This is a genomic window from Paenibacillus luteus (assembly GCF_006542765.1).
Taxonomy (GTDB): Bacteria; Bacillota; Bacilli; order Paenibacillales; family Paenibacillaceae; genus Pristimantibacillus; species Pristimantibacillus luteus.
Genome location: NZ_SKCD01000002.1, coordinates 180,029 through 198,483, shown reverse-complemented (window position 1 = coordinate 198,483; position 18,455 = coordinate 180,029). Strand labels below are relative to the sequence as shown.

The window sequence follows — 18,455 nt, the reverse complement described above, 5'->3', positions numbered from 1 at the left end:
TCTTTTTACAACCTGTAGTTTTACATCTAATGAAATTGGACTCCTTTTTGACAAAGCAAAAACTCCCATCATGGTAGAAGTAGAGGTTTTGTTTTTTCTACTGTCTACTATGATGGGAGCATATCATGTTATCAGGTTGTGGGCTTTTTTTGCAGTTGTTAAAATGGTTTAGTTAGGAAATAAACGGTTCGATCAAGGAAACTTCAATTTGAAACGCCTCTTCGATGACAGCGACAGGTACGAGAACTTGTCCATGATCCCCAGGGAATAAAGGAAGCGGGTTTTGAATAGGGGTTCCATTCATTAGAACCTCTTCGCCCCAATGGTTGAACTCTAGGACGCGGTCTCCCTTGGTAAACACGACTTGTGAGCTCGATTCATCCCACAAAACATTAGCTCCAATCATAGCAGCAAGCTCCCTTGCAGGAAAGCGGCTTTCATTGTAAGCTTTAAGGTCTGCTGCGGTATGGATATCCTTTAAGTTTGCGCTTGGAATGCGATATTCGATACGATAGGACTCGTCTTCTGGATGCAAAAGGAACAATAGGGTGCCAAATGCAGGCTGCTCCTGTTTTTTTAAAGCATTTAGAATATGGTACATATGCTCAAGATCATTTGGCTCTAGTCCTCGATTAAGCTGAAAGGTTACATCAAAGGTTAAATTTGCCTCGTTGTATGCAGGAACTTTCCCTTCGCTTAATTTGTCATCCGGGCTGCTTGTTGTGCAGCAGGTAAAGTCTAAATAAAGGACATTTTTGAAGTCGCTTTCAATGGACATTAAGCGTTTGTCCAATTCTTCTTTTGCCTGATGAAGCCATAGTATGTTCGCATAGTCATCGAGAAAACCAGAAATCTCCTCCTTGCGCGGGTATACACTAAATTCTAGGTTACTTTCGCCTTGAGGGTGTACCCGTGCGCTCAGGGGTTCGATATTGTCCCATAAATAGGACACCCTTTTGATCGTCATAGGTTCGCTATAGGTTTGCTCTAGATAGTGTTTCACCTTGTATGTAAAAACTGTTTTTTTGAATATCCCAAAATGGAATTCCGACACGCCTACAGCAACCAAAACAAGAAAAATGCCGATCGCTCCGACTGCAAATTTCCCTTTGTATTTACTCATCATGGGCTGAAAACTCCTCACTTATAGTTAAGCTCAGCTATATGATAGGCTGCACTTGTTCTTGTCATCTTCATGATTCCTAATCGTGACCGATAGGGAATGTCGATGCTATCCATTATACTAGAAACCGTTACAATAATGGAAATAGGGTGGAAAATATAGATGGAAGTTTTCGAGCTTGATGGCTTGGAGGATGTTGCTCAAATGATTTATCTTGACAGGAGAGAATAATGAGACTATAAGTTAAATATACTTATTAATCTTCTTTAATAAGTTGAATTACTAAGGAGGAACCTCTTCGAAAAAATATCCGCAGGGCTTTGGTGAATTTCAGGATGGTAAAAAAGGTAAAGGGAAGCAAGGTTAGCTTAATTATTTTACATTAAAGGAGTTCACTTATGGCAACATGGTTTCTTCTCATTATTTATCTTGCTTTTATTAGCTTGGGGATTCCAGATTCTTTACTTGGTGCGGCTTGGCCCGTAATGCAACCAGAAATTGGGTCTTCATTCGAATCGGCAGGCTTGTTAGCGATGATTGTATCAGCAGGTACGATCGTTTCCAGTTTGTTTAGCGGAAGTGTTATCGATAAATATGGAACGGGCAAGATTACTTTGTTCAGTTGTATCTTGACCGCAGGGGCATTGCTGGGCTTCTCCTTCTCGCCTTCGCTGCTTTGGCTTATGCTGCTGGCTATTCCTCTTGGTCTTGGCGGGGGAGCTGTTGATGCTGGGCTCAATAACTATGTAGCTACTCATTATAAAGCCCATCATATGAGCTGGCTGCATTGTTTCTGGGGTGTAGGCGCCACCATGGGTCCTATGATTATGTCTTATTTCATTGCGAATCATAACTCATGGAGACAAGGGTATTTTCAAGTTGCGATGATCCAATTCAGCCTCGTGATCCTATTGCTCGTTACGCTTCCATTATGGAAACGAGTAGCATCATTAAAGCAGTCAAAGGTGTCTGAAACTCAATCGGAATCAAACCTTAAGGACATACCACAATCCAAAGCGAGCTGGAAAGCAACCCCTCTTCATATTAGAGGCGTTAAGCCTACGCTTGTTGCTTTTTTATTTTATTGTGGCGTTGAAGCAACGGTTGGATTATGGGGAGCTAGTTATCTCGTAGGCTCTAAAAATGTCACTGCGGAAACGGCAGCCAGCTGGATATCATTGTATTATGGTGGAATTACTATAGGTAGGCTGATAACCGGATTTATAACACTGAAATTAAACAACCGAGTTTTAATACTCCTAGGCCAACTCACAGCGCTGGCAGGCGGAATTATTTTGCTGCTCCCACTTCCTGATGTTTTTACGCTCATTGGTTTTATCCTGATTGGCCTTGGGCTTGCGCCGATCTATCCAGGTCTGCTTCACGAAACTCCAGAGAGGTTCGGCAAAGAAAACTCAGCCAAATTGATGGGTTATCAAATGGCGGTTGCTTACACGGGTACTACGTTATTGCCGCCTTTGTTTGGCCTCATCGCTTCTTATTCAAGCATCTCTCTGTTCCCAGCAGCCGCACTCGTGTTTATCCTGTTCATGCTGTTCAGCTCAGAGAAAGTGAACCGAACATTGAAACAAAAAGCATGACAAATATGCTTAGTTAAATGTTGGTTTCAGAAGCTTAGAGAAGCAAGGAATCGGAAGATATAACGAATTGTTGCGTAATTTGATTAGACAGGGCATAATTAATTGTGAAAAGTAATCTAATTTTTAAATTTCCTGTTTACCGCGGAAACGTTTTTTGATAATATAATCGTAATATTAAAATGCGATGAAGAGATGAGTAAATAAATGAATTCTTTCACAGAGAGCTCCGTCAGCTGAAAAGGAGTAAGAGTTCCTTATTGAAAAAAGGCTCAGAGCAGCACATTGGAACCTTAATTAAAGGGGATGGTGTGTCAGGAGCTCCTGTTATAGAGCTAAAGTATAAGCTTTCATGGCTAAAGCCGTACTTGAAGAGGCTAATATGGAGACATATTAGTAAACCTAGGGTGGTACCACGAGTATAATAATCTCGTCCCTAAGACTGATTACAGTCTTAGGGACGGGATTTTTTTGTTTTTGCTAAGAAAATACAGATCACATGTAACAAAAAGTACACCTCATAATAGTGTGTGAATAACGATTTAAGAAAGTTCAAACCAAGCTGAAAGGAATGGATTGGGAATGACAGAGAAATTAAAGGTTGGAATTGTTGGAGGAACAGGCATGGTGGGCCAGCGGTTTGTGCAGTTGCTGGATCAGCATCCATGGTTTGAGGTAACGGCTATTGCGGCGAGTGCGAGTTCAGCAGGCAAAACGTATGAAGAATCTGTTCAAGGCAGATGGAAGCTGACTAGCCCTATGCCTGAAGAAGTGAAAAATATTGTCGTTCAGGATGCTTCGAAAGTGGAGGCATTTGCTACTCAGGTCGATTTTATTTTTTGTGCCGTAGATATGAAAAAAAATGAAATTCAAGCTTTAGAAGAGGCGTACGCGAAGACGGGCACTCCTGTCGTTTCCAATAATTCGGCTCATCGCTGGACACCTGATGTTCCTATGGTTATTCCGGAAATTAATCCAGGTCATCTTGATGTGATCACAGCTCAAAGAAAACGCCTGGGGACCTCGACTGGTTTCATTGCAGTCAAACCTAACTGTTCCATTCAGAGCTACGTACCGGCGCTTCACGCACTGCTAGACTATAAGCCTACGCAAGTGGTGGCATCGACGTATCAAGCGATATCGGGAGCAGGCAAAAACTTTACGGATTGGCCTGAAATGTTAGACAATGTTATTCCATATATTGGTGGCGAGGAAGAAAAAAGTGAGCAGGAGCCGCTGCGTATTTGGGGCAGCATTCAAAATAACGAAATCATTAAAGCAAGTGCTCCATTAATTACAACGCAGTGTATTCGCGTGCCTGTTTTGGATGGACATCTGGCTACAGTCTTTGTATCGTTCGAGAAAAAACCTTCAAAGGAAGAAATTCTCGCACGCTGGATGCAATTCAAAGGACGACCGCAGGAGCTTGGTCTGCCAAGCGCACCGAAGCAGTTTATTACTTATTTTGAAGAAGAGAATAGACCGCAGACGAGGCTAGATCGTGACATTGAGCGTGGGATGGGCGTTTCGGCAGGACGTTTGAGAGAAGATACCCTCTACGATTATAAATTTGTTGGATTATCGCATAACACATTGCGTGGAGCCGCGGGTGGTGCAGTTCTGATCGCCGAATTGCTTAAAGCAGAAGGATATATTCAGGCAAAATAGAAGCATGCGGTTTCATATGATTACTTAGATAACACAACGCAAAAAAATCCCAATCGTTTTAAGATCGGGATTTTTTTGTGCTGTAGGCCATGCGACTGGAATTATACAAGGAAAGAGGCTGCGCCTCTCACTTGAAAACAAACAATAATTCAGACCTCTCTCGTATACATGCTCTGTCCCTGTGTATGAATCAGCACTTTGCCAAAGCGTCCCTCTTGATAGATCACGACCTTGTCGGAAGGGTAAGTTCTCTCCAATAGTCAGAGACAATGATTCGTGTCTTATCATTTACAGGCACATTATGAATTCTTAACCATACGATGACCTCCTGAAGAGCGGCTTCTCTGGAGAGCTCTTTCGTTTTTCCTTGACAATGTCATTTATGTGTGTATAATTGGTTGCAACCGAATAAAAAAGTTTTCTAGGGTTCCGCAACTCAGCTTTGATTGCTGTTGGACTGGTCCGAGAGAAAACTCACATCCCTTTAGGATGTGCCACGGAGGGATAAAAGCCTGGGAGATAAACTGCTACATTGCAGTTTGTTTCTTAGGCTTTTTTGTGTTTATTCTGCATTTGGTTATACGTTTAGTCATTTTAACTAAAATAAGGAGAGTGGCAGGTATGAATAAAACCTGGATGTCCGTTTTGATTGCAGCTTTGTTTGAAGTAGGTTGGGTGATTGGCTTGAAACATGCCAATGGTTTTCTAGAATGGGGAGCAACAATCATCGCTATCATCGTAAGTTTCACCTTAATGATTTCAGCTGCGCGGTCGCTGCCAGTGGGAACCGTTTACGCTGTATTTGTTGGTCTTGGTACGGCGGGTACAGTATTGGCGGAAATTATTTTGTTTGATGCTGTTATTCAATTTGGAAAAATAATTCTGATCGGACTGCTGCTACTGGGTGTCATTGGTTTGAAAATGCTTAGTAAAGACAAGATGAAAGAGAGGGTATAAATCATGAATTGGACATTTTTAGTTTTGGCAGGTGTGTTTGAAATGTTTGGCGTTCTCATGATTAATAAATGGCATAAAGATCGCAGCTGGCGCGCTATGCTAATGTTGATTGCAGGTTTTGGGCTGAGCTTTTTGTTCTTATCACTGGCCATGAGAACTTTAGCAATGGGTACCGCTTATGCGGTCTGGACTGGAATTGGAGCATCAGGCGGTGCAGTGCTGGGAATGATATTTTATAACGAACCACGGAATGGATTAAGAATTTTGTTTATAGCTTTGGTGCTTGGATCTGCCGTTGGATTGAAGCTGGTGAGTTAATGGTCAGCCATTCATAGGTAGTAAATGGTTAAGGGCAACTAAAAAAGGATAAGTAAGAGAAAAAAAGTATCCTAAAAGTTTACAATAATGGTATGATGATTTGGATGCTCGTCGAATGTATCGTTTGAACATCAATCCTATTGTGTGAGGCGTTGCATGATTTTAAAATTAAGATTTTTTTTTCTATCTATCTTGCTAGTCTTTTCGACCATCGTTTTTAGTTATTTCATCGTACAAAGATATCATTCGAGAATACCAATTTTAAAACAAATGGTTATGGAAAGTGCAAAGAAGGGGGATTCAGATAAGGTTATTTCACCTTATAATGGTTTAAAGCCTGAAGTTAATAATCCTACAGGTGTCTACTATAAAGATCGGGTGCTAGTGTTGATGTATCATGATCTCGATCCTGAGCCGAAGGACAGAGGTACATTATCCGTTGCTCATTTTGAGAAGCAATTAGAGTTAATGAGAGATAATAACTTTCATTGGATTTCCATGAGTGAGTACATTGCATTTATCCTGCATTCGTCTCCGATACCAGACAACGCAGTGCTCCTGACATTCGACGATGGTTATGCATCATTTTATACGTATGCGTATCCGCTACTACAGAAATATCAAGCACCTGCAACTAACTTTCTGATTGTGAATGCAATCGATAATCCTGAATATAAAGGAATACCGAAGGTGACTTGGGAGCAGGTAGAACTCATGCACAGAAATGGGATTGAGTTTTTCAGCCATACGTATGACTCCCATAAATATGCGGAAATGGATTCCTCCGGTACTGCAAAAACTGCTCTGCTTGCCGCTCCGATTTATTTGAAGGATAAGCAGCGGCAGGAAACGGAAGAGGAGTATAAGCAGCGTATTACTAACGATCTTAAGCAGGCCAATGAAATTTTGCAGCAGAAACTTGGAACTAAAAACAATGTGCTTGCTTTTCCTTTTGGGGGTTTCTCTGAGCAGCTGCTCGACATATGCGACCAGTTAGGTATTGAGGTAACACTGACTGTCAAGATGGGTTTGAATAAACCCGGGCATACTAACGGTTTTCGATTGAATACCGGTGGTATGGACAATGATCCAGTGATGCAGCTATCCCTCATGAAACATGCGAAAGAGCAGCTAGGCAGCATTCAATTTTCCACAGATACAGGCACGCGTCATTATTATACGATCAAGTCCTTTCTTGCCTTAATGGTTGTGGCGGTCCTCTGGTTATGGAGTGGGTCTAGGCTGCTTACAGCGAGAAAACGAATGAGGAGCAAAAATCTGTTTGGTTAATGACAATGTTATCGCTTAGTATTGAGACAAGCAAGCTAAAGGAGTGACTTTAGATGAGTTCGAAATTAGTGTTAATAGAAGGACTGCCCGGGTTCGGGAAAACGACAACGGCGGGGCTTGTTCATGAAATTCTTACAGAAATGAATATCAAATCTCAGTTGTTTTTGGAGGGGAATTTGGAACATCCTGCTGATTATGATGGGGTTGCTTATTTTAATGAAAATGAATTCAATACATTATTGGTTACTCATGAGAAGTTTAAAGATGTACTGAGCAATCTCATCATTAAACAAGGCCATCATTACTTCCTAGAATACCGAAAAATAAAAAATGAATATGGCTCAAGTTTTCCAGATGATTTGCTGCAAGACGTTGTCAAACATGATATATACGAATTATCTCTAGATCAAAACAGGAAACTGATAACCGATAAATGGAAAACGTTTGCTGAGAATGTTTTGAGAAGTTCAGATACCTTTATCTTTGATTGCTGCTTTATACAAAACCCTGTAACCATGGGCATGATTAAACATGATACAAAGAAAGATGACATTATAAGCTATGTTAAAGAATTGGCAAACATAGTGGAGCGATTGAATCCTTTGTTGATTTACATAGAACAGAGCGATCTTAATCACTCCTTTAGGAAAGCCGTTAAGGAAAGGCCTGAAGAATGGTCAGAGGGTTTCATTGAATATTATACGAACCAGGGTTATGGAAAAAATCACAGTTATAAAGGGTTAGAGGGAACTCTGCAGATTCTTAAAGCGAGGCAGGATCTGGAGGCTGAAATCGTTGACGTCGTAAATATAAACAAGGTGAGAGTGGATAATTCATCTTTTCATTTAAACGAATATAAAGAAGTATTAGCGGGCATTTTATCAAAATATTTTAAATCAGCAAACGAAGAATAAGCGTTTTTCTAGAGCGTTTACGAATCTACCCGACCTTCTAAGGTCGGGTTTTTCAGTTTTTGCTGGTTTTGTTATCTTCCTTTACTTTGTTAATAATCTAACATGCATCATTGCTCAGAACGAACGAATTTTTTAAATGTTAATATACTCACTTGAAATAAAACCGTCCAGACGGTACAATAAAAGAGAGGTGATACAAATGAAATCAACTAAAAAGGAAATCAAAAGAGAGTTGATTCTTAAAACGGTTTCGCAGATTGTACACGAGGAAGGTGTGGAGAAATTAACGTTGGAGGCTGTTGCCAAAAGAGCGGGGATTAGTAAGGGAGGTTTGCTTTATCATTTTCCCAATAAAGAAACCTTAATTCTAGGTATGATTGAGCAGTTATCCAATAACTTTGTTGATGAATTTAACAAAAATGCGATCGCTGATCATCATTCCAGAGGAAAGTGGACGCGCTCCTATATGGAAACATCTCTATTCGGCGACAGCGAAGGGAATGATCTGTATACCGCTCTTTCAGCAGCTCATTTCACTAATCCTCAAATGCTACAACTTCTGCGGGACGAGTATTCTAAAATTCAGGATAAAATTGAAAATGATGAGATGGACCCTGTTCGCTCTACGATTGTCCGTCTAGCCATTGATGGTTTATGGTTTGCCGAAATGTTCGGGCTGGCTCCTCCTAAGGCAGAGCTCAGACAAAGGATTATTGAACAATTAAAAGCAAATATCAAGGAGGATGAATAATGGCTTACTTATTCCTAGCAGTCTCTATAATTGGAGAGCTAATTGGAACTTCCATGCTTAAAGCTTCAGAAGGCTTTACTAAATTGTATCCAAGCTTATTAACGATTGTAGCGTTTTCTGTGTCATTCTTCTTTATCTCATTAACGCTCAAAACACTTCCTTTAAACATGACTTATGCGATATGGTCAGGGGTAGGAGCTGTTGCCACGGCGGTTATTTCGGTATTGATCTGGAAAGAAAAAATAAATACAGGAAGCATGGTAGGCATTGGTTTAATCGTGATTGGAGTTGTGGTTTTGAATTTATTTGGTGCAGGACACAGTGAGGCAAAGGGCGCGACAGAAATGACAAGCACAGTAGCTCAAAAATAATAAATGGAGGTTGAAAAAAGTCCCCTTTTACCATAAGTTCATTGAACTTATGGTAGAAGGGGATTATACCGATTCTTCTTATAGTTCCTCGGGTGGGCAGAAAAATTATTATAGTGCGATTTGGTTTAGCGCAGTTCCTTCTACCATCGATATTGGAATGAAAGTAGAGGTATGGTCAGTGGGTGGGGAAGTTGCTGATTCTTATCCTCAACAGGGGAAGACTGAACGTGTTGCCGTCATCTCGAACACCGAAATCGAAGGATCCCAGTTGCTTGCAGCCGAAGCCGTTAAGAAGGCGATATCCTCGCTTGAAATCGGAGAAGATTCATTTAGTGTCGTCAAAGAAGTTCAATTCGATCCAACTGCTTCCCTATGGACAGTTTCTGTACTTAATGAAAAACGAGATAAGATCATACCTATTCAGATCCCTGATCGAAAATAAAACAATCGCGTAAAGGAGAACAGGCGGCAGATCATGTCTACAGCCTGTTTAGCTAACGTTAATTGAAGGAGTAATGAGCCAATTCCTACAGGATTAGATTATGGCTTTTGCAATAAAGGCGAGATCAGCAATATCAATGATGCCATCATGGTTGATATCCGCTTTTTGAACAGTAATCCAATCTGGGCTTGCCTGTGATTTACCATAGCTGGCAGCTACAATAGCCAGATCTCCAATGGTTAATTTTCCATCCGTATTCATATCTCCCGTCAGGGTTGGCTTGACTGATTGCTTAAACGCCTGCAGCGCAAGATTTAAGGCGCTTGCTGCTTGATCTATAGCCGCTTGAGTTTCGGCGTTATCGGATACCGCTCTAGCGGTATCGATCGCTATTTGCAATACAGCCTTGGAACCGGCCGGGAATTGTCCTGGCGCATTGCCTTCTATAGCAGCGTTGACCGCGGCTTGTGACTGAGTAATTAACAGAAGCAAAGCCTCTTTATTTAGGCCATTCGTGCCAGTAATTTGTACGTTATAGGTCACAGGAGCAAGAGTTGTCTCCACTCCCGTAGAGTTGGCCATTTGAGCCTGAGAGAGAGTAATGCTTGCTGTAGCTGCCACTTTGAGAGCTTTCCAGTTTAATTGAAGCAAGTCACCATCAGCGCTGATGGCATGCTCCGCACCTTGACTTGCCACCAGAATACGCACTTGTCCAGTGACATCCTTTTTGAAATCAATGACCATAAGACCATCCTTTAGCGGTTCTGCAGAAATAAACTCAAGCTGGTCAGGATCATAGTCGAATGTCAGATCCTGAGCGAAAATCGCATCGTCCGCGCTTGTTGACACTTGGGCTAATCCAAAGTTTACCCCGAAGCTGCTGCCTGATGGGATCTGAGACACGCCAGTAAGAGTACCCTTTAAGTCATTAGAAGGAACGGAATTGGGAACATCCGCTTTATGCATGGTTACGTAGTCCACATTCACATTCCCGATACTGCCATTATCAATTCGATAACTGATTACGTTTGGACCTGCTTTTAAGGTTAAACGCTCAGAAGCAGTAAACCATTCATCCCAACTGATCGCTGTTTTGTCGGGAGCAGCTGTCTTGACATGTATTCCATTTACATATACATTGATTTGAGCTCTTGCAGGCAATTGGGAAGTGGGATTATTCGTTGACTCGCCATTCACCTGTACGCCATAGGCATATCTCAAGCCTACGATATAATCGCCATTTTCTTGCGCATTTACAACAAAGCTGGCTTCAGCGCCGGATTCTTTTGGCAAATGAATATAACCGGTTCCTTGATAATTGGCATGGCTATTGTCTAGGGTGATATCTCCAAAGAGTAAAGCATCTTCGGCTTGATACATGTCGCCCAGACCCAAATCACCGGAAGGCAAGGCTTGCCACTCATAAGGGGATACCGGATTTCCCAAAATAGGGGTTCCATCAGCATTCCAACTGATTTTTTTGATATTTACCTGACGCCACCAGTTGCGTCCCGTGTCTTTATACACCCGTGAATGATATATCATCCAATCTTCCTTGCCGTCTGCCGATTTTACAAAACCGGCTCGGGCCGGACCGGATACATCGCCGGTAGCGACAAATACATCATTGGTGCGAGTCCAAGAATTAGGGTTCAAGAAATCCCCATCTGTATTGGTGAAATAAGATAAACGATAACCATTGGATGCATAGTCGCCTTCGGACATGGTAATAAATACTTTTCCGTCTTTTTGCAATACACGGGGACCTTCTCCGCCGCCACCCGGCAGGAAGGAGCGGTCTGCTGTAATCGTATAAGGGTTATCCATTGGTGCGATGGCCGGGCCAATTGGTTCACCTGGGCCAAGCGTGCCCCAAACCGCATAGAGCTGTCCCTTGTATTCAAATACCGTAAAGTCGTTTGCTTGTTTAATGACTCCGTTTTCCCCGGCATACAGCGCGCCTTTATCTACATACTCCCCTTGGGGATCATCGGTTGCGGATTCCAGAACGGTGGCCATGTGCTGGTAGCCGTATTCTTTTAAGTCAGCACAGTAATAGATGTACCATTTGCCCTCCAAAAAGAAGATTTCCGGAGCGAAAATACGAGTTTGCGTGCCTTTTGAATCAAATACCATTACCTTTTCACCTTGATCGATCAAGGTGCGGGATTTGGATACATAAACTTTATTGTTGGAGTCAAGGTTACTAGAAGATACAAAGTAATAAAATCCGTCTTTGTAGGTGACAAAGGGGTCCTGGCCTTGATATAGAGGGTTGTTGAACTTCTCAGCTGTGGAGGAACTCATTACGCCCATTTCGATCATAAAGTCGGAACGAGAAGTGGAAGCGGTTTCAATTGCCCTTATTAATAATACTACCTTATCGAGATCACTAATTTCTTGGTTATCAATGGTCCCTAGCAATGCTACTGCTGCTGCTTTAGCCGCATGCAAATGATTTATAGCATTTTCTGATACTTTATCTGCAAAGTTTTCCGTCAAATCCTCCATTTTTTGAATTTCAGACGTCAAATCGCTCTTCTTAGTTGTAATGGTGCGGTCAGGCGGTAAGTAAAGAGCGGATTCCGGAACAATTTCTCTTTTTTGGCTTGCGCTTTCCCATTCCATTTGTAGCCAAGCGCCGCCCCAGCCTTGTAAATACTCAACTTTGATATCATAATGTTTTCCTGCTTCCAAAGTTACAGGCGTGCTTACTTGCGGAAGTTCCCATTTTTGCTGCCAAAAATCAATAATCAATTCGCCGTTAATCCATAATCTGAACCCGTCATCGCCTACCATGTGAAAGGTATAGTCTTCGGTATATTGCGGCACAATGGTGCCTGTGAACCTTGCAGTATGAAAATCCGGCGTTCCCGACAGCTGATTGAATATACTTGCAAAGGAGTCCCCGTTTAAATTTCCAACGGCCCTTTCGCCGCGGAAATTATCAAAATTAAATATCGTTATATCTTCTCGATTGTTTGGATTTTTTTCGCATTTAAAAAACTCACCCATTAATCCGTGACCATCCATCGTTGAATCTGCAGCGTGAACAGCGAGAGGAAGCATAATTGTGCCTGCAAAGAAGAGGAGTGCTATCACAATTCCGATTATTCTTTTCATCCTTATCCCTCCTAATTTCTCAATCATTCCAGTTTAGATCAGGCTGGTCTTATGGGTCCCTATAACCATATTGCTTATATCATCTCCTCCTATCTATCTCCTTTCTTGTGTTTCAAACTTAACATATTCCCATAATTATTTATTTCTAATATCCGGCGTTTTTTTACAATATTCTGTCCTTTTTCTTTAATAGAATTTAACACCTTACAGAGGCAGGATTACCTAGGTAACGAATGGAATTTGTATCAGAAGTGTAAAATAGCAATAAGACAATGATTACTTTATAGGGAGGAATTACTATGGCGGGACAAGTCTGGATCAACCTACCAGTCAAGGATCTCAACAAATCTAAAGCGTTTTTCACGGAAATTGGATTTTCTTTAAATGAAGGGTTTGGGAATGCTGATGATCAAGCTAGTCTAGTTATCGGAGACAAGAATGTAATTCTGATGCTTTTTCCTGAGTCTACATTTCAAAAGTTTACAGGTAATAACATTTCGGATACAACGAAAAGCACTGAAGTATTGTTTTCGATTGGCGCAGAGAGTAAGGAAGAAGTGGATGAAATGGTTGCGAAAGTAGTAAAGGCTGGCGGAACTATCTTTGGACAGCCCAATGACCAGGGGTGGATGTATGGTGCAGGCTTTGCCGATTTGGATGGTCACCGTTGGAATCTGCTGTATATGGACATGAGCCAATTTCCTGTTGAGTAATAACATATCAGCGTAGGAATGGAAAACAACGTGCAATAAGAGAGGAGAGATTTCATGAAAAAACTGCCTTCGGATTTTGTTTATTTGGAGGATATGTACAAGGACAGCTATTATCCCACATTTTTAGTGGACAAGGTGAAGAAGAGCATTGAAGAGGTAGTTTTGTTTCTTGAAAGCGGAACTCCTACGATTGATGAGATTCAAGCAAAGCTGGATGAGATGACGATAGCCATCAATGACTTGCAGGAGGAATTTGATGAAAATGGAAGCGAATTAGAAACGGTGGCAAGAGAGACAATCGGAATGACGGTTGATGCATTGCTAACGTTTTTTGAAGTAAACATTGATATCGAAACGGCAATACAAGAGCGAGACTGGTAACCTTTTGAAAAGAATAGAAATGGCTTGAGCAACATAACAAAAGAGAGCGGGAAACAAGGCAGATGCCTGGCTTGTTTCCCGCTCTCACTAGTATTTTAATTCCTCGTTCTTCCCCTATAAAGGGCTCCACCCTACTTCCAATACTTCTCTATAATAGCGTCACGGCCGGAATAGACCCTTGATTCCTTATAAAACTTCGGATTTTTACGGTGATAGTTTTGGTGATATTCTTCAGCCGGATAAAAAACAGTCGCTTCCTCAATTGCTGTTGCAATGGGCTTGTCAAAGCGTCCGCTCTTTGCTAGCTCTTCTTTGGATTTTAGGGCAAGCTCGCGCTGTTCTTCATTGTGATAAAGAATAGCAGCTCGGTATTGGCTTTTACGGTCGTTTCCTTGTCCGGTGGCATCCGTTGGGTCAATCTGCGGCCAATAAAGCTCCAATAGTTTCTCATATGGGAAAATGTCCGGATCGAAAGTGATTTGTACAACCTCCAAATGTCCCGTTTCTCCAGTTAATACTTGCTCATACGTAGGGTTCTCCAGCGTTCCGCCCATATAGCCTGACAGAATGCCGTGAATGCCGGGCTGTTCTTCAAACGGACTTACCATGCACCAGAAACAGCCTCCGGCAAACGTTGCTTTTTGTATCATATGTTTTCCCCATTTCCTTAGCTTAAGCACTTTGATAAGTACTAACTTTGTAAAAGTTTACGGTAAGCAAACTATTTAAGTCTAATTATATCTATTTATATTCCATTCGTACATTAATTTGATGAAGATAGGGAGGAGATTTTATCATATTTAGTTTTAACATCACATGCTGTTGACAGAAATGCCATGTGCGTTTATGATAAATGAAATATCATGTAATAAAACATAACATTAAAATTCACTCTTGTATAAGCTCATTAATTGGTTTGAGCGTCTCGACCAGGCAACCATAATTGCCCCAGGCTACAAGAGGCCGTAAAAGCAGGAAGCATCTTTGATTCCGATTTTTTTCTCGGATGCAAAGGTTCATTTCGCTTTGCGCCTCTTGCGTCTGGGCTTTTTTGTGCTATCGGCGGCCATTCATACCAGATTAATCAGGGAGCTGTCCAATCGCGAATAGAACTCAGCAAGCTGCAAGCCCCAATAAATCGTGAGGTGAAAACAAATGAATGAGACTACGAAAATAATGGAAGCTAATCGAACATCATTTCCCCGAGACTGCTCGTTTACGCCAAATGATTGGCATATCCTTTCCGCATTTTGGTATCCCATTGCCATTGCAGCCGATATTGTGGATAAACCCGTAGGAGTTAAGCTGCTTGACGTTAAGCTGGTTTGTTATCGCAGTCAGGGAAATGTCGTTGTTGCTCGTGATTTATGCTTTCACCGCGGGGCTCCTCTGAGTATGGGATGGGTTGAAAATGATGAAATTGTATGCCCATACCACGGATTTCGTTATAATTGTGAAGGGGCGTGTACGTCTGTGCCAGCACACCCGAGCAACAAAATTTCACCTAAACTCAAACTGATCATGTATCCAGCTGTTGAACGCTATGGGCTTATATGGACTTCTCTGGCAGGATCCGTGGAACAGATCCCGGCATTTTTAGGTTGGGATGATTCGGATTATGTGAATATTTTACCGCCAAGCTTTGATATAGCAGGTTCTGCTGGACGGCAGATGGAAGGTTTTCTGGATGTTTCGCATTTTGCGTATGTCCATACTGAAACCTTTGGCGACCGCAATAACACCGAGGTTCCGCATTATAAGGTTAGACGTGAGGGAACCGAGTTGTTTGCCGACTATTGGAGCACGGTCAGCAACTATGGCAAAGGGCAAGAAAATCCTGCTCCTGAAGGTTTTATGTGGCTTCGTGCTTTTCGAGTGTTTGCGCCTTTCGCTGCATCTCTGATCGTACATTTTCCAGACGATGGAAAACTAATGATACTCAATTGTGCTTCACCAGTCTCAGTTCGTTATACTCGGCTATTTTGTCCGATATCAAGGAATTTCGATAAGACTGCGCCTGTTGAGGACACCATCAAATTTAACTTACAGGTCTTCCAAGAAGACCGGGCGATGGTTGAAGCACAAACCCCAGAGGATCTTCCGCTCGACCTGGCTGCTGAAGCCCATATTCCGGCAGACCGTACATCCATTGCCTATCGTCAGCTTCTTACCGAGCTTGGGCTTGGAAGGAATTATACTTCATAAATGACAAATTAAAAGTGGAGGAGACGTTAGATGGCCTTTTTGATTAAGCAAGTGGATTATAATGATAAAGATTTATTAGGACTCATTCATAACTTGGATCAGTACTTGTTTGAAAGGTATCCTTCGGAAGAAGTATTTTTGATTGATTATTCTAGCCCTGCCATTCATGACGTTATTTTCATGATCGCTTACGATGGTACATTGCCTGTGGGCTGCGGAGCAATCCGTCCACTAGATAGCAATGTAGTTGAAGTGAAAAGATTTTATGTGGAGCCTGACTATCGGAACAAGGGAATTGCTGAACAAATCTTGAACCATTTAGAAAACAAAGCACATAATTTGCAATATGGCATTCTCCGGCTGGAAACAGGAGAGGAATTGCCTGAAGCTGTGAGGTTTTATAAGAAGCATGGATTTTACGAAATTGAAAGGTACGGCGAATATGTCGATAACGAGTCGAGTGTTTGTTTTGAGAAAAAATTAAACAATATACGGTATGATTCCATCAGAGAAGCTAATTCCGAAGATTGTCTCGCGCTAAGCCGATTGATGACTCAATTGCTTGCTAAAGAAATAACAGTGGAGAAAATGGAAAATCGTCTGGCATTTGTAGCATTAAGCCCTTTTGACTATTTGTATGTTTATGAAGAAGCTGGTGTAATCATTGGAACGTTAGGGTTTAGAATACGGGAGAATATGGAGGATGTTTCAAGATACGGGGAAATCTCCGTCATCGTCGTAGACGAGCAAGCGAAGAGAAAAGGCATCGGAAAATTACTCATGGACTATGCGGAAAAACTGGCATTAGAGCATCAATGCAAAGGCACATGGCTGGTATCTGGTTTAAAGCGGGCAGAAGAAGCGCATAAATTTTATAAGGAATTAGGTTATGAAGTTACCGGGTCTCGATTTGTAAAAGCGTTTGAGAGATGAATAGCTGCTAGTGGATTTGCATTGAGATTGAAGCCTGCATCGCTGCATAATTCCGTCCATAACCCATCATACTTAATGATGCTAGCTCAATTAAAAGGACAAAGGGGATTAACGATGCACCAGCAAAATCAGTTCAATGGCAGGATGACCAAAACTCCACAAATGAATCATGGGGGCCACGAGTTTTTTGATGTGCATGAAGTATTGTCATGTTCCATTAATCTACTGGATCAATTCATGATTTTTAGGCCGTATGTGCGGGATAATGAGCTATTGGATATTTTGGATCGGCAATATCAATTTGCGCTAATGCAATACAATTTGACGGTAGAATGCTTTGCCATAGGGCAAAAACCAAGCCAGGAAACCGCAACATATATGATTCGAGAGATGAGTCAGCCGATCTACAATTTGCAGCCAGCTGAACCGAAAAGACCAAATCAATCCTTAGCGGAAGTGAAGGATGCAGGGATTAGCGCCTACATGCTTGGACTCGTGAAAGGGCACGCTTCATTGTTGACGATGAGTGCCGTGGAAGTGACCCATCCCATTGTGCGCCGGGTGCTTGCTTCACAGGTTCAAAATTTTATTGAGATGGCTTATGAAATTTTTATGTACCAAAACAAAAAAGCCTATTACCAAGTGCCACAGCTGGCGTATCAGGATATGCAAATCATGCTGAATGCCTATGCCCAGCCCATAGGAACGCCACAAATGCCGCTTAACAACGGAATGGCATATGGGTCTCATTAAAGTCCAAACAGCGTATGAAGCGCGTTCCCATCAGAAATAATCAGGGGCTGCCATTTGGCAGCCCTTTTTAGATTGCGTTATGAAGCGAAAAGTAACGTAGCATGCTCTATTTTGATTTATACTATAGAAGTGTTGAATGGTTAATAAGGGGAGCGGGGGCAATGAGAGTTGTTACATATGAGCTTGTGCCATGGACATCAGGACTGACATCTGCTGGCTTGAACAATATCGCCAGTCATAAATTATTAATCAACGGTATTTGTATATCGGCGAACTTTCCACGAAAATTAGAGGCTGATCCACTTGTGCAAATCGACATTTGCAGCGAATGTTTTGAGCCTGGCTGCACGACGGGCGGATATGTTCAGGTGTTTGAGCAGGATAACTATGTGATTTGGAAGGAGCCATACGATAAGGATAAGGCCAATGATGTGGAACCGGCTAGCGGGATACGCGCAGGGACAATCTTTTGGGATTCAGACCAGTATGCCAAGTTCACAGCTGAGTTTGCGTTAACGGATTTAGGCAAACGAACGGGACTGCCAATCGAACAAGCTATTGATTTATGGAGAATACAGGGGGCTAAAACTCTATTTGGCAACATGTCTTCCCATTTTGTAAGCATAGAGCGTCTGGAAGAGGATATTATCGGTTTTTACTCCAAAGGCTTGTCAGCAATGCAATCAGAAAGCTTGTATTTAGATGCGAAAAAGAAATTGCTCTCCTCAAATCCGTCAACATTAACGATTGCCGAACTTACAGAAAGAGCAGTTAAAATTACAGCGATATTAGACGTACATCCGTATAAAGAATGGGATTGTATCTATGTTGAAAATGAAAAAGTACTGTACCCCATCTTCGGGAATTTAGCTTTCCGTCTGGGAGAATAAAATAAAAGCTTGACCTTGAAGTATA

The 18,455-nt window shown here is 41.8% G+C and carries 18 protein-coding genes, 1 pseudogene, 2 riboswitches and 1 other annotated feature; of the genes and pseudogenes, 16 read left to right on the top strand and 3 right to left on the bottom strand.

Annotated elements, in window-relative coordinates:
- Positions 1-172: 172 nt before the first annotated feature.
- Positions 173-1,123 carry a stalk domain-containing protein gene (locus E0496_RS01790; protein ID WP_206669691.1) on the bottom strand — a complete coding sequence of 317 codons (951 nt, stop codon included), beginning with the start codon at positions 1,121-1,123 and terminating at the stop codon, positions 173-175.
- Positions 1,124-1,521: 398 nt separating this feature from the next.
- On the opposite strand from E0496_RS01790, the gene E0496_RS01785 reads away from it, so the two are divergent.
- From E0496_RS01785 to E0496_RS01745, 9 genes are all read left to right on the top strand, one after another.
- Positions 1,522-2,724, top strand: a complete 1,203-nt coding sequence (locus E0496_RS01785) for an MFS transporter (protein WP_141499907.1) — start codon at positions 1,522-1,524, stop codon at positions 2,722-2,724.
- 175 nt (positions 2,725-2,899) lie between these two features.
- Positions 2,900-3,162: a binding site (T-box leader), on the top strand.
- Positions 3,163-3,303: 141 nt separating this feature from the next.
- Positions 3,304-4,389 (top strand): aspartate-semialdehyde dehydrogenase, encoded by a 1,086-nt coding sequence (gene asd, locus E0496_RS01780; protein ID WP_141499906.1) that lies wholly within the window; start codon positions 3,304-3,306, stop codon positions 4,387-4,389.
- A gap of 410 nt (positions 4,390-4,799) precedes the next feature.
- Positions 4,800-4,910: riboswitch (guanidine-I (ykkC/yxkD leader) on the top strand.
- Between the two features lie 100 nt (positions 4,911-5,010).
- Positions 5,011-5,346, top strand: coding sequence for a DMT family transporter (locus E0496_RS01775; protein ID WP_141499905.1), 336 nt, complete (start codon positions 5,011-5,013; stop codon positions 5,344-5,346).
- 3 nt (positions 5,347-5,349) lie between these two features.
- Complete coding sequence (locus tag E0496_RS01770) at positions 5,350-5,664, top strand: DMT family transporter (RefSeq protein ID WP_141499904.1); 315 nt, start codon at positions 5,350-5,352, stop codon at positions 5,662-5,664.
- Positions 5,665-5,940: 276 nt separating this feature from the next.
- On the top strand, positions 5,941-6,954 hold the full coding sequence (locus E0496_RS01765; protein WP_206669690.1) for a polysaccharide deacetylase family protein: 1,014 nt from the start codon (positions 5,941-5,943) through the stop codon (positions 6,952-6,954).
- 53 nt (positions 6,955-7,007) lie between these two features.
- Positions 7,008-7,868 (top strand): P-loop NTPase family protein, encoded by an 861-nt coding sequence (locus E0496_RS01760; protein ID WP_141499902.1) that lies wholly within the window; start codon positions 7,008-7,010, stop codon positions 7,866-7,868.
- Between the two features lie 199 nt (positions 7,869-8,067).
- Complete coding sequence (locus tag E0496_RS01755) at positions 8,068-8,619, top strand: TetR/AcrR family transcriptional regulator (protein ID WP_141499901.1); 552 nt, start codon at positions 8,068-8,070, stop codon at positions 8,617-8,619.
- Positions 8,619-8,990: a DMT family transporter gene (locus E0496_RS01750; RefSeq protein WP_141499900.1), complete on the top strand. Its 372-nt coding sequence runs from the start codon at positions 8,619-8,621 to the stop codon at positions 8,988-8,990. The genes E0496_RS01755 and E0496_RS01750 overlap by 1 nt, the downstream gene beginning before the upstream one ends.
- Positions 8,991-9,039: 49 nt before the next feature.
- Positions 9,040-9,432, top strand: coding sequence for a DUF3221 domain-containing protein (locus tag E0496_RS01745; RefSeq protein ID WP_206669689.1), 393 nt, complete (start codon positions 9,040-9,042; stop codon positions 9,430-9,432).
- A 93-nt stretch (positions 9,433-9,525) separates the two neighbouring features.
- On the opposite strand, the gene E0496_RS01740 is transcribed toward E0496_RS01745, so the two are convergent.
- A complete protein-coding gene (locus E0496_RS01740; RefSeq protein WP_161601276.1) occupies positions 9,526-12,555 on the bottom strand; it encodes a family 43 glycosylhydrolase in 3,030 nt (1,009 codons plus the stop codon).
- 299 nt (positions 12,556-12,854) lie between these two features.
- Between E0496_RS01740 and E0496_RS01735 the strand changes: the two genes are divergently transcribed.
- Together E0496_RS01735 and E0496_RS01730 are read left to right on the top strand one after the other, a co-directional pair.
- Complete coding sequence (locus E0496_RS01735; protein ID WP_141499897.1) at positions 12,855-13,268, top strand: VOC family protein; 414 nt, start codon at positions 12,855-12,857, stop codon at positions 13,266-13,268.
- A gap of 54 nt (positions 13,269-13,322) precedes the next feature.
- Complete coding sequence (locus tag E0496_RS01730; RefSeq protein ID WP_141499896.1) at positions 13,323-13,649, top strand: DUF5713 family protein; 327 nt, start codon at positions 13,323-13,325, stop codon at positions 13,647-13,649.
- Positions 13,650-13,780: 131 nt separating this feature from the next.
- Here the strand turns inward: E0496_RS01730 and msrA are convergent, their stop codons facing one another.
- On the bottom strand, positions 13,781-14,299 hold the full coding sequence (gene msrA, locus E0496_RS01725) for a peptide-methionine (S)-S-oxide reductase MsrA (protein ID WP_141499895.1): 519 nt from the start codon (positions 14,297-14,299) through the stop codon (positions 13,781-13,783).
- 224 nt (positions 14,300-14,523) lie between these two features.
- Positions 14,524-14,625, top strand: a riboswitch (purine riboswitch).
- A gap of 179 nt (positions 14,626-14,804) precedes the next feature.
- Here msrA and E0496_RS01720 point away from each other — a divergent pair.
- From E0496_RS01720 to E0496_RS01705, 5 genes and pseudogenes are all read left to right on the top strand, one after another.
- Entirely contained in the window at positions 14,805-15,854 is a 1,050-nt protein-coding gene (locus tag E0496_RS01720; RefSeq protein ID WP_241674500.1) for an aromatic ring-hydroxylating oxygenase subunit alpha, read from the top strand.
- Positions 15,855-15,884: 30 nt separating this feature from the next.
- Positions 15,885-16,274, top strand: a pseudogene (locus tag E0496_RS36800) (GNAT family N-acetyltransferase); the annotation flags it as partial.
- A gap of 84 nt (positions 16,275-16,358) precedes the next feature.
- Entirely contained in the window at positions 16,359-16,787 is a 429-nt protein-coding gene (locus tag E0496_RS36385) for a GNAT family N-acetyltransferase (RefSeq protein WP_421923023.1), read from the top strand.
- A gap of 114 nt (positions 16,788-16,901) precedes the next feature.
- Positions 16,902-17,540, top strand: a complete 639-nt coding sequence (locus E0496_RS01710; protein ID WP_141499893.1) for a spore coat protein — start codon at positions 16,902-16,904, stop codon at positions 17,538-17,540.
- Positions 17,541-17,758: 218 nt separating this feature from the next.
- Entirely contained in the window at positions 17,759-18,430 is a 672-nt protein-coding gene (locus E0496_RS01705; RefSeq protein WP_206669688.1) for a hypothetical protein, read from the top strand.
- The last annotated feature ends 25 nt before the right edge of the window (positions 18,431-18,455 follow it).